Genomic DNA, 14,329 nt, shown 5'->3' with positions numbered 1-14,329 from the left:
CTAGTTCTCTTTGCGAGGGACACAAAAAGCTGGGTCCATCCAAGTTCGCCTTCTCCTCCAAGTCGAAGACGCCCTAGCAAAGAGAACTAGGGCTATGACACTCTGCTTAGGGCTTTCTTATCGAGTATTGTAGAAGGTTTCTATGCTGCGCTGGCCTGCTCTGATAGTTCCTTTGAGTCATCACTCCCACCCAAACTCTTCATCTCCGGCCAATGCAATAAATGTATTTGCCCCTGATGATCTTCCGCCAAAGCCGTACAGGATTCCACCCAATCGCCGGTATTGTAGTACTCAATACCATTAATGGTTTTATGGGCCGCATGGTGGATATGACCACAGACAACCCCATCGTAACCCTGGCGACTGGCCGCATAAGCCACACCGTTCTCATATTCCTCAATATAGGTTTTTGCGCGCTTAATGCGTGATTTCAAAAAGCTCGCCAACGACCAATAACCAAGGCCCGACTTTTCACGCCAGCGGTTATAACAGCGATTAAGGAACATCAATAAATCGTAGCCCTTATCACCGATAAACTTTAACCAACGAGTAGCACGGGCCACACCATCAAATTGATCGCCGTGAATGACCAATAAACGACGGCCATCTTTGGTTGTGTGCACACAGCGGTTAACCAAGCGGATATTGTCTAAAGCATTATTGGCGTATTTGCGCAGAAACTCATCATGGTTGCCGGTGATATAGTGAATTGGCACACCTTGTTTAGAGAGCTTTAAAATACGGCGAATCAGGCGAGTGAAAGAACGCTGCCAATAAACGCCATTTTGCATACGCCAACCGTCCAAGATATCCCCCACCAAATACAGCTGCTCCGCCTGGTGATGCTTTAAAAAATTATTAAGCAACTCAGCCTTGCAATCTTTAGTACCAAGGTGGACATCCGAGATCCACAGAGTGCGCCACTGTACTGGGTTCATACTGGGGCTGTGTTTATTAATGGACATATTGCGGGCCCTTTTTGTTGCTTGACCAGCTGCTTGCTGGAAATCCATTTATTAGCTGGCAGCATGCTTTGGGATTATGACTGCACTGTGATGGAAATATGAACAGTTGATGACCGCTTAAAGCATATCTTTTGGGTTAACAGCCGCAATGGCCTGTGGAATAATTCAAACTAGAGAGATGTACCAAACAATAGACAGAACGAAAAACATAAAAAGCATATAAAAGGTATCAAGATGGTTGAAGTTGCTGGTAATTTTAGTGGTCAGTTTGCCCCATTGGCGGAGGCATTTGCCCAAAGCTTTAATCAACATGGTGATACCGGCGCGGCACTGGCGGTCTATTATCGCGGTGAATTACAGGCCGATTTATGGGGCGGCAAGCAGGATAAAAAAGATCAGCAAGATTGGCAGCAGGATACCTGCGTAAATATCTTCTCAGCTGGTAAAGCATTGGTAGCGGTTAGCGTATTGCAACAGCTTGAGCGCACCGGCCTAAGCCTAGATACGCCATTACAAGAAATCTGGCCCGAGTTTGAAAACTCAACCGTTACCATAAAGCACATCTTAAGCCACCGCTCTGGCTACAGCGCATTCAGCCAAACCATGGCCGATGAAAGCATCTATGATTGGCAGCAAGCAACAGCAGCTATCGCCCAGGATCAGCCTTGGTGGGAGCCAGGCCAAGATCAGGGTTATTCACCCATGCTGTTTGGTTGGTTAGGGGGCGAAATTAGCCGTCGCCTAGCTTCTGCTGAGCGCTTTAATGATGTGGTACAAAAAGATATCTCCAAACCGCTAGCTATTCGCGCAAGCTTTGGCTTGCCGGAAGATCAACAAACCCTGCTGGCCGATGTGCGCGGTTTAGCGCCTGCCCATGTGCCAAAAGATGCCGCCAAACTAATGGGCATATTTAAAGACGAGCCGGGCGGTGTTACCCAAAAAGCCTTTACTAATCCCATGTCTATCATGGTGGGCACCAACTCCCAAGCTTGGCGTCAAGCGCAAATACCTGGTGGTAATGCCACTAGCAATGCCCGCAGCATGGCTACCTTCTATCAAGCATTGTTAGAGCCAGGTCGCCTATTAAGCGAAGAATCGCTACTGGCCCTAAGGCAGCAGCATAGTCATAGTGATTGTGATCGCGTATTAAAAACCCCGCTGTCTTTTGGCTTGGGTTTTATGTTGAGCGATGAGCGTGACGAGTGCCGCTTTGGCCGTGAAGGTTTTGGTCACCCAGGTGCTGGCGGCTGCTTAGGTTTTGCAGATCCTAAATACGATATCGCCTTCTCTTACACCACCCGAGATATGGGGCAAAGCTTATTGATCGATCCACGGGCTATCCGCTTGATCGAAGCGGCTTATCAATGCCTGTAATCGAGTTCTCGCAGCCGCTATAATAGCGAGCGTTTTATACTTGAAGGTGAACAACATGAGTGGCAATGAACAAACCGCGCTAGAGTCGCAAGCAGAGCGCTTGGCCGAGCTGGAAGCAAGGCAAATTTACAGCGAAGACACCATTGCCCAACTCAATGATGTAGTGGCCCAGCAGGATAAAGAAATCGCAGCTTTGCAATTACAGCTGAGTCATTTGGCCAAAAAGATTGATGATATGCAGTATGCGGTAGAACAGGGCACTCCGGGCACAGTGACCCAGGAACGCCCGCCGCATTACTAAGCTTTGCCCAGCTCTATTTGCGCTGTTCTATACATTGCCCCTGGCCTCTAGAACCATATTGCTAGGGGTTTCATTAACCCTCTCTACTGAAGTGAAACCCGCATCGCGCAATACTTGGCTTAAGCGCTTCTCGCCAGCTTGAGCGCCAAGGGCGTAGCTCGCATCTTGAGCGATGGCAGTGGGCACACAAATAAGTGTCGAAAAGCCATAGAATATTGCACCTAGCGGATTACTGTTTTCTTGCAGGGTATCGCCGGCCAGCGGCTCAACCAACATAAAACTTCCATCATCTTTTAAACTGTTGCGAATATGTTGTGCGACGCCAACAGGATCACCCATATCGTGAAGGGCATCGAAGATACAGGCCAAATCAAAGTCCTTACCTTCAAAACTGCCTGCATCCGATACATGAAATTCCACATTGCTTAATCCCTCGTCACGTGCTTTTTGTCGCGCAATCTCAATGGAAGGTTCATGGAAGTCGTAGCCGATGATTGTACTTTGTGGAAATTGCTTAGCCATTAAAATAGTAGAAGAGCCATGGCCACAGCCAACATCAGCCACTCTAGCGCCGGCGGCCAGCTTGCCTTCCATACCTTGCAGTGAAGGAATCCAACTGCTAATTAAATTGGCCGCATAACCTGGGCGGAAAAAACGATCGGTTCCACAAAAGCAACAATTGCTGTGCTCGCCCCAAGGGCGTCCGCGGCCACTCTTAAAAACATCACTGGCGGTTTCATGGGTTTCATACTGAGCGACAATGCACTGAAAGAAACCTTGCAGGCAAGTAGGCTCACCTTCGTGAGCAAACAAGGCTGCTTGTTCTTGCGTTAAAAAATATTCGTTTGTACTGTCATTGTATTGGCAATAACCTTGGGCCGTATTGCAGGCTAGCCACTCTTGCAAGTAACGCTGATTGACGCCAGTAATATCCGATAGCTTTTCCAGTGTCGCCGGCCCTGCATTTTCCATCGCTTTATAAACACCTGCTTGATCGCCAAGAAATGCCATTAACACACCGATGGCACCGGCAATATCAGCAAAAACCTTGCCGGTGATTTCTTCACTTTGTTGGCTAGCTTGATCACTCATAATCTTCTCCAGAATTTCCCTGTGATTTTTATATGGAAAGGCGCTTTTATATGCTGTAGCTAAATTAGGAGGGCTTAAAACTATTTGAGGGCTATAAAAGTGGCCTCTAAAGCATTGGCTGTTAAAAGACGCAACTTGGTTTATAGTGCTCAGGGGGATTGAAAACCTAATAAAAAGATAATTTTTTTGTAATCTTAGTGCGTTTGGCGTCTAAGTTTTCAAAATGGTCGTGATCGGAATTGGCTCATGCCCCGAGGTAAGGAAAGGGTGCTCTATGGCAAGGAAATATGAGTTCGCAGAGTTTTGCTTAAACCAAGAGGACTTTTCTCTTAGTCGTTTAGGCACGCCCCTAGATATTAAACCTAAAGTCTTCGATTTGCTCCATCTACTGATTGAAAATCGCGAAAGAGTAATGACGCGTGAAGAGTTATTTGAACGCCTGTGGAAGGGGCGCGAGGTTTGTGACACCACCCTAAGCAACCACATTAAATCCGCCAGACAGCTGCTGGGTGACGACGGCCGCAAGCAAGCCTTTATTCGAACCATTCATGGCCGAGGCTACCAGTTTGTTGCTGAGCTAAAAGATCAGCAAGGCCCTCTTCAAGAGAGAGATCAGGCGGGTGAAAAGGAGAATGATCAGGAGAGTAAGCAGAAAGGTGAGCAGGGTGAAGTCCTGCAGGCTGAATCACATTCTCGAAAATTCCGATACGCCTACCTCATGGCGGCAGTTCTGTTTGGCATCATCGCCTTGCTGTTGTTTTTTATCCCTCTCCCTCGTCACGAGGAAAACTCAAAGACCGTAGATGGCGGGGAAATAAAAAGCATTGCCGTCTTGCCTGTAGCAATAGAAACCCCCAGCCTTTCTGTCGGTCAGCAGCTAAGCTCACTACCCCAACAAATTATCAGCGATCTAATTTACATCGATAAGCTTCACGTAAGATCATGGTCGCGCGTTAACTCGCCAAATATAAAACGCCTAAGCTTTGAAGAAAAAATAAAAACCCTGTCGGTAGATTACTTATTGATTTCTAACTTTCAAGAAAATGCAGGACGCTACGAGCTTAGCTTGGAGTTACTAAACACCCACAAACAAAAACTGTTATGGAAAAGGTCCACCGTCGCATTTAGCTGGCCCCAGCTCTTATCCCAACACGGCAGCATTGCAAGGGAAATGGTAGCGGCTCTAAAAATTGAACTGGGGGAAGAGGATCAACAGCAGCTAAGCTACATGAGCAGCATTAATCCGAAAAGTTACCAACACTATTTCGAAGCAATAAGCTTACCTTGGGATGAACACTCAAGCCGCAAGGCCCTATCGCTGCTACAAGAAAGCTTACGCTTAAACCCAGACTTCTCCTTGGCCTATGTAGCCCTCGCCACAAGAATGCGCCGCTTCGAACAATTCGTATTAGATGACGCCGGCATTGAAGGCAACCCCGAATCTTTTTTGTTACGGGCCATCGAACTCGATCAGCAATCAGTTGATGCCTTATTCCAGCTCGCCTTGATCTACGCAGAATCCAACCGATTAGAACAAGCCTTACAAATGGCCAGGAGTCTAAACCAAATAAACCCCAGCGACGCCAGCAGCCATTTTGCCCTAGGCTACGTTTGTCGCTACGCCGGAGCAATAGATTGCGCCCGCCAAGAACTAGAAGCCGCAGTTAAAATCGATCCGCACAACCCATTGTATCGCTCAGTCGTAGGACTCTATTCAGGCCTAGGGCAATACGAAAAAATCCCACCACTATTAGAAAACTACCGCCCAAGCGCCTTTGCCGATACCTGGGCAGGCATAGCAATGTACCGCCTTAACAAAATCCCCGAAGCCAGAGAAAGCTTACAAAAAGTGATCACACAACACGGCGGCCTATGGGGGCAAGTAGCTAAAATTCATTTAGCGCTCATAGATCAAGATCATCAAGCCGGCTTAGAGGCCATAGCCGAATTAGAAAAGAGCAAAGTATACGACGGCGAAACCAGCTACTACATGGCCGCCTACTATGGATTCTTTAACGCCCGAGAAAAAGCCTTCGCCAAACTAAACCAGGCAATCGAGCTGGGTTACTTTAACGTAGAATTTATTCGCAATAATATCGCGCTACAACAGTGGCAAGATGATCCAGAGTTTCTAGCTATTGTAGCTAAAGCCGAACAGCGTCAGGCGGAGTTTTTGAGATTCTATAAGCGGACAGAGAAATTGTAGGTATTAACTCAATAGAGTTGGCATCGCTAGAAAAGGGACATGGCTTTCAACAACTTGCTATGTATCGCTATTCATACTTTTAAATTTTTCAAGCAAACAAAATTTGATAATAGACAAGTAGTAGATTGTAGCCCCTGCCATAAAGGGTCGGGAGCCGTAGAGCGGCATGGACGCCGCGAAGTCGAGCGCCCTCGGATGGTTTAAGTGCGCTCCAGACCCTTTATGGCAGGGGCTGCAATCGGCCAGTGTAGTAGAGAGTACAAAAAATACTGATGTGGATTGGGGGGATAGTCGCTATAAGACAGCTAACGTAATTACTTACCCCCGCTGATCCTCAATCATGTTATAAACCTGCCGAATCTTCTCTTCCAAAATCGTACTCAAACGATAATTACCACGCGCCATCTTCTGAGCCAACTTAAGCTGATGCAAAGCCTTATCGTAAATACCATTCAACACAAAATATTCCGCACGCGCCTGATGAAGATTCAAAATATCCCCAGTCAGACCATGAATCTCCGCCAACAAATACCACACATAAGTATCGTGCGGCCGCTGACGCGAATGCTTAAGCAACAACTGCTCACCACGATGATACTGCCCAGATTCCATATACAGCTCCGCCAAACGAACCGTAACAGGATGATTATGCGGATTCTTCTTAAGCGCCAACCGTAAATCCATCAGCGCGCCATCATAATTACCGTTAGCGGCCATCAAATCAGCCTTAGCAATCAAATAGCTCACATGCTCCGGATTATCCTCCAGCAGAATATCCAACTGCTCCTGAGCTTTTTTAATCTCCTTCATATCAATAAGCGCAAGCAGCAGGCCATAACGACTGGCTTCAGACAAAAGACTATGGCCCTCCAGCTCACTCGCAAAAGACTTAGCCGCCCGACTGGGCGTCTCAGCAAGAGCCAGCCTTACCCGCGAACGCATCAAATGAAAATCAAGCGAAGGAGGCAAAGGGCGCTCAACATAACGACGAGCCCGGTTACGCGTATCCGCAACACGCTTCTCCGTCACCGGGTGAGTTAGCAAAAATTCCGGGGGACGACGACTAAACTGAGTAGCCTTCAGCATCTGCTCAAACATGGCCGGCGCCTGATAAGGATCCAAACCAGCAGCCGCCATAGTTTGAATACCAATACGATCAGCCTCCTGCTCATTTTGGCGACTAAAGCGCAACTTAGCATCAATAGCCGCTGCCTGAGTCGCCGAAAGCGCCGCCAAACCGGCATCGCCACTCGTAGTAGCGGCCAACACCAAACTGGTCATCAAAGCCGCTAACATAGGTAAAGTATTGCGCTGCTGCTGTTCCACCCCACGAGCAAAATGTCGCTGACTAAGGTGAGCTAACTCATGGGCTAAAACCGCACCCAACTGGCCCTCGCTCTGGGCATAAGCAAACAAACCCGTGTGCACACCCACCACACCACCAGGAACCGCAAAAGCGTTCAAAGTGGGGTTGTCCACCATAATGATATCCAACTGCTTATGGTGCAGCTCGCTGTGCTCGGCCAGCTTGCTCATCAGCTTCTCAGTGTAATCGGCTAATTGCGCATCGATAGAGGTAGGCACCTGAGCCCTAAAGGAGCGGGCCCAAGCCTGCCCAAGTTTATATTCCTGCTGAGGGGAGACAATGCCAGAAGTAGCATCGCCCAAACTTGGCAGCTTAATTTCCTTTTTTTGAGCGCTCAAAGGACTGGCGGCAAAGGCTAAGCTTAAGCTCAGTGTTAGGCAGGCCAGTGGCTTGCTGGATATACCCATAATACTCTCTTATCGATGGTTCGCGGCGGTAATTACAAAACAGCTACATTGTAGTTCCAATGTAGCCCTGCTGTGCTCACAATGTAGTCCTAATATAATCACAAATAACCGCGCTAAAACGGGTTCACGACTATAACATCTATCCTAGAGTGACACTGCTAAGAAAAGTTCGCGTTTCTAAATCAATGAAAAAAGAGTGTCCATAGGGGATAATGCTTGATATAACAGCGTACCCTTTGTATTGGAGTCGAAAAGCGTGGCTTATTCAGAATTTACCGAATTAAGCACCGAAGTGGATGCCAGAGGCCTAGATTGCCCCATGCCACTATTAAAAATGAAGCTGGCCCTGAACAATCTTGCCGTTGGTGAGTCTTTAGGGTTACTAGCCACCGACCCAGGTTCAATGCGCGATATTAAAGCCTTCGCCGATATTGCTGGCCATCAATTGCTATTGGCCGAGCAGCAGGGCGAGGACTATTGTTATGTGATTCAAAAATCCTAGGGCTGCCATAATGGCAAAAGCGCTAGGAGTGTTATGAGAAGCTTATGATTCGTATTTTTCAAAATTGGATGGAGCGATACCTAGCCAGCGAAGAGGCGGTATTGCTACTTATCATCTTAGGCTTGGGCCTAGTCGTGGTCGTCACCATGGGTGGCATCTTAGCCCCTATGATCGCCAGCCTGATTATCGCCTTCTTATTGCAAGGCGTGGTGCAGCGCTTAACCGCTTGGGGCTTGCCCCATATCATGGCCGTTAATATCGCCTTTTTATTATTGGTTGGCTTACTGCTTACCGGCATCTTTGTCTTGTTCCCGCTAATCTGGCATCAAACGGCCACCTTATTCTCTGAGGTGCCGGGCATGCTGGCCGATTGGCAAAAGATCATGTTGGCCCTGCCAGAAAAGTACCCGCAATTTATCAGTGAAGAGCAGGTTTCCCAGATCGTTGCCGCCATGGGCAGCAAATTGGGTGGCTTAGGGCAAAGTGTCTTGTCCTTCTCCCTGGCCAAAGCCCCAGTGCTGATCGCTATCTTGGTGTACTTGGTGTTGGTACCTATTTTGGTGTTCTTCTTTTTGAAAGATGCCGGCGAAATCCGCGCTTGGATGTCTTCATTTTTGCCCCGCAAGCGCCCGGTAATGAGCCGCATTTGGCATGAGATGAATATCCAGGTGGCCAATTATGTGCGCGGTAAAGTTATCGAGATTTTGATCGTAGGTGGCGTAAGCTTTGTTTGCTTCCAGTTCCTGGGCCTAAACTATGCGCTATTGCTTGCTGTGGGGGTGGGCTTATCGGTATTGGTACCTTATATAGGTGCTGCGGTAATTACCCTGCCGGTCGCGATGATTGGCTTTTTGCAGTGGGGCTGGAGCAGCGAGTTCTATTACTTGATGATCGCCTACGGCATTATTCAAGCTCTTGATGGCAATGCCTTAGTGCCTTTGCTATTTTCTGAAGCTGTAAACCTACACCCTGTGGCTATTATCTTGGCCGTATTGGTATTTGGTGGCATTTGGGGCTTCTGGGGCGTGTTTTTTGCCATCCCATTAGCGACCTTAATCAAAGCCGTTTTGAATGCCTGGCCAGTGGCCAATGCCGAGCAGGCTGAGCAACTAGAAGAGTAGTCTTGTAGTTTGTTTACACGGTGGTCTTGGCCTTTCTGGACGAGGCTGCAGGTTTTTTGGACAGTTTTGTTCAGATATGTTGTCTAATCTTTAAAAAATCGTTCGATTTTTGTAGTATTGCTACATTAAATTTGCTGAGCGCACAAAAAACCAAGTTTGTGCGCCAAATTTTAGGCTATTCGCTGCATAATTCACCAAGCAACGATTAAATTATTGCCTATACTCAGTTCACCTCGACATATATTGCCCAAAAGGCCAAGGGAGACCTAGATGCAAGAAGATATCGACGCCCTCGAAACCAAAGAGTGGCTGGATGCTTTGCATTCCGTAATTCGTCATGGCGGTAAAGATCGTGCCGCGTTCTTATTACGGCAGCTCGCCGAACGTGCTGGCGAGCACGACGTTAAATTGCCTCACGCTATCGTAACCCCTTATCGCAATACCATATCGCCGGCCAAAGAAAAGCGCATGCCGGGCGATCTATTTATGGAGCGTCGAATTCGCTCTTTGATTCGCTGGAATGCGATGGCGATGGTAATGCGTGCGAACGATAATGATGAGGGCCTGGGCGGTCATATCTCTTCATTTGCATCAGCAGCTACCCTGTACGATGTTGGTTTTAACTACTTTTTCCACGGCGGCGATGGCGAAGAAGAGGGCGATCTTATTTACTTCCAGGGCCACTCGGCGCCAGGTATGTATGCCCGCTCTTATTTAGAAGGTCGATTCAACGAAGATCAGCTGGATAACTTCCGCCGTGAAGTGGATGGCGCTGGCTTATCCTCTTATCCACACCCATGGTTGATGCCGGATTACTGGCAGTTCCCTACCGTATCCATGGGGCTAGGTCCTATTCAAGCGATTTACCAAGCGCATATTATGCGTTACCTATCGGCGCGTGATTTGTCACCACGTGGCAACCGTAAGGTTTGGGCATTCTTGGGCGACGGTGAAACCGATGAGCCAGAATCTCTAGGTGCAATTTCCCTAGCCGGTCGCGAGAAGTTAGAAAACTTAATTTTTGTGATCAACTGTAACCTGCAGCGCCTAGATGGCCCAGTGCGTGGTAACGGTAAAATTATTCAAGAGCTCGAAGGTGTCTTCCGTGGTGCTGGCTGGAACGTGATCAAAGTTGTTTGGGGTCGCCTCTGGGATCAGCTGCTGGAAAAAGATACTTCGGGCTTGTTGCAAAAGCGTATGGATGAAGTTTGCGACGGTGAGTTGCAAAACTATAAAGCCAATGGTGGCGCATACACTCGTGAGCACTTCTTTGGTAAATACCCAGAGCTGCTAGAGCTGGTAAAAGATTTGTCGGACGACGACATTATGAATCTTAACCGCGGTGGCCACGATCCATTTAAAGTGTACGCAGCTTATAAACAAGCGGTAGAACACAAGGGACAGCCAACGGTAATTTTGGCGCAAACCGTAAAAGGTTACGGTATGGGTGCCGCCGGTGAAGCGGCGAACGAAACCCACTCGGTGAAAAAACTGGATATCGAAAGCTTGAAGCGCTTCCGCGATCGCTTTGGTATTCCAATTTCCGATGAAGAATTAAAACACGTTCCTTACTATCGCCCAGCGCCAGATTCACCAGAAATGGTATACATGCGTAAGCGTCGTGAAGAATTAGGTGGCCAGCTACCGAAGCGTCGCCCAACGTTTGAAGGTTTGGATATTCCAAGCTTGGATGCCTTTAAAGCACAGTTAAAAGGCACGGGTGAGCGTCAAATCTCTACCACCATGGCTTTCGTTCGTATTTTGTCGGCACTGGTAAAAGACAAAAATATGGGCGAGCGCGTAGTGCCGATTGTTCCCGATGAAGCACGTACCTTTGGTATGGAAGGTATGTTCCGTCAGTTAGGCATTTATTCTTCGGCCGGTCAAAAATATACCCCGCACGATCACGATCAGATCATGTACTACAAGGAAGACAAAAAAGGTCAGATCCTTGAAGAAGGTATTAACGAAGCCGGCGCGATGTCGGGCTGGATTGCAGCAGCAACCGCCTACAGCAATAGCAACTGCCCAATGGTGCCGTTCTATGTTTTCTACTCTATGTTTGGTTTCCAACGTATTGGCGACTTGGCATGGGCAGCGGGTGACTCCCAAGCGCGCGGTTTCCTAATTGGTGCCACCGCTGGCCGTACAACCCTAAACGGTGAAGGCTTGCAGCACCAAGATGGTCACTCCTTAGTGTTGGCGAACACCATTCCAAACTGTAAGAGTTACGATCCGGCTTACTCTTTTGAATTGGCAGTCATTATTCAAGATGGCTTGAAGCGCATGTTTGCTGATAAAGAAAACTGCTTCTACTACATCACCACCATGAACGAAAACTACGTTCACCCAGATATGCCAGTGGGCGCCGAAGAAGGCATCATTAAAGGCGGCTATCTATTAAGTGAAGGTAAGTTGCCAAAAGGTAAAAAACAAAAACCACGCGTACAGCTAATGGGTGCGGGTTCTATCTTGGGCGAAGTTCGCGAAGCGGCGGTATTGCTAAAAGATGACTTCGGTGTAGAAGCCGATATCTGGAGCTTAACCAGCATCAACGAACTAACCCGCGATGGCCAAGCGGCCGAGCGTTGGAACATGTTGCACCCTGAGGAAGAGCCTAAGTTGCCGTACTTAACTCAGCAGCTTAAGGATCGTCAGGGCCCTGTTATCGTTGCAACCGATTACCTAAAAACTTACGCCGAGCAATTGCGCGGCTATATTCCTGGTGATTACAAAGTACTGGGAACCGAAGGTTTTGGTCGCAGTGATACGCGTGCGAAGTTGCGTCACTTCTTTGAGGTGGATCGTTATTTTGTCACTGTAGCTGCACTTAAATCATTAGCTGATCGTGGCGAGTTGGACATCAAGCTGGTTTCCAAAGCGATTAAAAAATACGGCATCGACCCTAATAAAGTCGACCCGTGCTTAGTTTAAGGAGGTGTGGATATGAGTATTGAAACTTTATCCGTACCTGACTTGGGCGGAGCCAGCGACGTAGAAGTCATTGAGGTTTGTGTTGCGGTAGGTGACGAGCTAGAGCTTGAGCAATCTATCGTAGTGCTAGAAACCGATAAAGCCACCATGGAAGTGCCTTGCACCAAAGCCGGTAAAGTAACGGCTGTGCATATCAGCGAAGGTGGTAAATTAAATGAAGGCGATGCTTTAGTTGATATCGAAGTGGTTGCTTCTGAATCGGCGCCTGTTGAAGAAAAAGCGGCAGCACCAGCCGTTGAAGAAGTCGTTGTTGCAGATAAAGCCGCAGAGAAAGTTGCTGAGCCAGCTGTCGAAACTGCGGCGACAGAAACTGAAATTGATATCATCGTGCCCGATCTTGGTGGCGCAGAAGATGTTGATGTTATCGAAGTTTGCGTGGCAGCCGGTGATGAAGTTGCCGAAGGCGATTCCATTATTGTTTTGGAAACCGACAAAGCCTCGATGGAAATTCCTGCTGAGCATGCCGGTACCATCGTATCTTTGGATGTTAGCGAAGGCGGTAAGATAAACAAGGGACAGAGCATTGGTCGCATTAAGGCTGTAGTGGCTGCGGCACCTGTGGCTGCTGCCTCTCAAGCTACTGATCCCAAAGCCGAGCCAGCTACAGCGGCACCAGCACCTGCTGCAGAAAGCTCTGGCGAAGCAAAACTAGCACCGCCGCCAGCAACAGTAGCCACTATTGAGCCTGGCCCTGAAACGGCATTTTATGCAGGCCCTGCAGTGCGCCAGTTGGCACGACAGTTGGGTGTAGAGCTTTCTGAAATAAAAGCCAGTGGCCCACGCGGGCGTTTAAGCAAAGAAGATGTTCGCAATCACGCCAAGACGATTATCGAAGATGTTAAATCCGGCAAGTTGTCATCCGGTGCGGGTATTCCAGAAATCCCTCACGTTGATCACAGCCAGTTTGGCCCGATAAGTATTGAGCCGCTGAGTAAAATTGCAAAAATTACGGCCCAGAACATGAGCCGTAACTGGCTGAACGTTCCCCATGTAACGCAGTTTGACGATGCCGATATCACCGAGCTAGAAGCTTTCCGTAAAAGCATGAAAGCCGAAGCCGAAAAGCGTGGCAGCAAATTAACACCGCTACCGTTTTTAATTAAAGCCGTAGCCGCCACCTTGCGCGCCGAGCCAAGCTTTAATGTTTCTTTGCACAGCGATGGCGAAAATATCGTGCGCAAAGATTATGTGCATATTGGTATTGCAGCCGATACACCGCGAGGTTTATTGGTGCCGGTATTACGCGATGTGGATAAAAAAGGCCTATGGCAAATTGCTGATGAAGTAAACGAGCTAATTGGCAAAGCCCGCGATGGCAAATTAATGCCAAAAGATATGCAAGGCGCTTGCTTTACCATTTCAAGCTTAGGTGCCATGGGCGGTAAAGGTTTTACCCCAATCGTCAACGCACCGGAAGTGGCTATCATGGGAGTATCAAAAGCTTCTATCCAACCAGTGTGGGATGGCAAAGAGTTCCAGCCAAGGCAAATGCTACCGCTGTCACTCAGCTACGATCACCGCGCCATCAACGGCGCCGATTGCGGCCGCTTCTTCACAAACCTAGTAGCCACGCTAAGCGATATCCGCCGCTTATTACTCTAGTTAGCGAAGTAGCTAGTTGCTCTAGCTTGTCTTAATGGCTAGCTAGAACAACAGCAAAGCGATTAAAGATTTTCTCTCTCTTTAACACCTTCCAAACCAGGCCCCGGCCTGGTTTTTTTATAGCCATCAAATTCGCGGCCTAACCCGGGGTCAGATCCCAAGGGATCTGACCCCACATCGAAGCCAAGATCCCAAAGCTACAACCACCCCAAAAACACCCACCCAAAAAAAACGCCTTAAAGAACAACAAAAGCAGAACCCAAATACCCACACACCCGGGGTCAGATCCCTCGGGATCTGACCCCATCTCGAAGCCGAGATCCCAAAGCTACAACCACACCAAAAACACCACCAAAAACACAACGCCATAAACCAAATTACCCAAGCTCAAAATCACAA

The 14,329-nt window shown here is 48.2% G+C and carries 10 protein-coding genes; 7 read left to right on the top strand and 3 right to left on the bottom strand.

What is annotated here, in order from left to right; genetic code table 11:
- Positions 1-140: 140 nt before the first annotated feature.
- A complete protein-coding gene (locus Q1A41_RS19420) occupies positions 141-965 on the bottom strand; it encodes a UDP-2,3-diacylglucosamine diphosphatase (protein ID WP_299982567.1) in 825 nt (274 codons plus the stop codon).
- Between the two features lie 234 nt (positions 966-1,199).
- On the opposite strand from Q1A41_RS19420, the gene Q1A41_RS19415 reads away from it, so the two are divergent.
- Complete coding sequence (locus tag Q1A41_RS19415) at positions 1,200-2,339, top strand: serine hydrolase domain-containing protein (protein WP_299982564.1); 1,140 nt, start codon at positions 1,200-1,202, stop codon at positions 2,337-2,339.
- A 55-nt stretch (positions 2,340-2,394) separates the two neighbouring features.
- Positions 2,395-2,640: a SlyX family protein gene (locus Q1A41_RS19410; protein ID WP_299982561.1), complete on the top strand. Its 246-nt coding sequence runs from the start codon at positions 2,395-2,397 to the stop codon at positions 2,638-2,640.
- Positions 2,641-2,667: 27 nt separating this feature from the next.
- Here the strand turns inward: Q1A41_RS19410 and Q1A41_RS19405 are convergent, their stop codons facing one another.
- A complete protein-coding gene (locus Q1A41_RS19405; RefSeq protein ID WP_299982558.1) occupies positions 2,668-3,732 on the bottom strand; it encodes a class I SAM-dependent methyltransferase in 1,065 nt (354 codons plus the stop codon).
- Positions 3,733-4,006: 274 nt separating this feature from the next.
- On the opposite strand from Q1A41_RS19405, the gene Q1A41_RS19400 reads away from it, so the two are divergent.
- On the top strand, positions 4,007-5,938 hold the full coding sequence (locus Q1A41_RS19400) for a winged helix-turn-helix domain-containing protein (protein WP_299982555.1): 1,932 nt from the start codon (positions 4,007-4,009) through the stop codon (positions 5,936-5,938).
- Positions 5,939-6,256: 318 nt separating this feature from the next.
- On the opposite strand, the gene Q1A41_RS19395 is transcribed toward Q1A41_RS19400, so the two are convergent.
- Positions 6,257-7,711 (bottom strand): M48 family metalloprotease, encoded by a 1,455-nt coding sequence (locus Q1A41_RS19395; protein WP_299982552.1) that lies wholly within the window; start codon positions 7,709-7,711, stop codon positions 6,257-6,259.
- A 256-nt stretch (positions 7,712-7,967) separates the two neighbouring features.
- Between Q1A41_RS19395 and Q1A41_RS19390 the strand changes: the two genes are divergently transcribed.
- The 4 genes from Q1A41_RS19390 (at position 7,968) to aceF (ending at position 13,930) form a co-directional block, all read left to right on the top strand.
- Positions 7,968-8,213, top strand: a complete 246-nt coding sequence (locus Q1A41_RS19390) for a sulfurtransferase TusA family protein (protein ID WP_299982549.1) — start codon at positions 7,968-7,970, stop codon at positions 8,211-8,213.
- Positions 8,214-8,257: 44 nt separating this feature from the next.
- Positions 8,258-9,334 carry an AI-2E family transporter gene (locus tag Q1A41_RS19385; protein WP_299982546.1) on the top strand — a complete coding sequence of 359 codons (1,077 nt, stop codon included), beginning with the start codon at positions 8,258-8,260 and terminating at the stop codon, positions 9,332-9,334.
- 270 nt (positions 9,335-9,604) lie between these two features.
- Positions 9,605-12,268: a pyruvate dehydrogenase (acetyl-transferring), homodimeric type gene (aceE, locus tag Q1A41_RS19380; RefSeq protein ID WP_299982542.1), complete on the top strand. Its 2,664-nt coding sequence runs from the start codon at positions 9,605-9,607 to the stop codon at positions 12,266-12,268.
- A 12-nt stretch (positions 12,269-12,280) separates the two neighbouring features.
- Positions 12,281-13,930: a dihydrolipoyllysine-residue acetyltransferase gene (gene aceF / locus Q1A41_RS19375; RefSeq protein WP_299982540.1), complete on the top strand. Its 1,650-nt coding sequence runs from the start codon at positions 12,281-12,283 to the stop codon at positions 13,928-13,930.
- The last annotated feature ends 399 nt before the right edge of the window (positions 13,931-14,329 follow it).

Origin of the sequence: uncultured Pseudoteredinibacter sp., from assembly GCF_947502065.1 — a bacterium.
Taxonomy (GTDB): Bacteria; Pseudomonadota; Gammaproteobacteria; order Pseudomonadales; family Cellvibrionaceae; genus Pseudoteredinibacter.
Note: the sequence above shows the minus strand (reverse complement) of the source record. Positions and strands in the feature narration are given on the sequence as shown.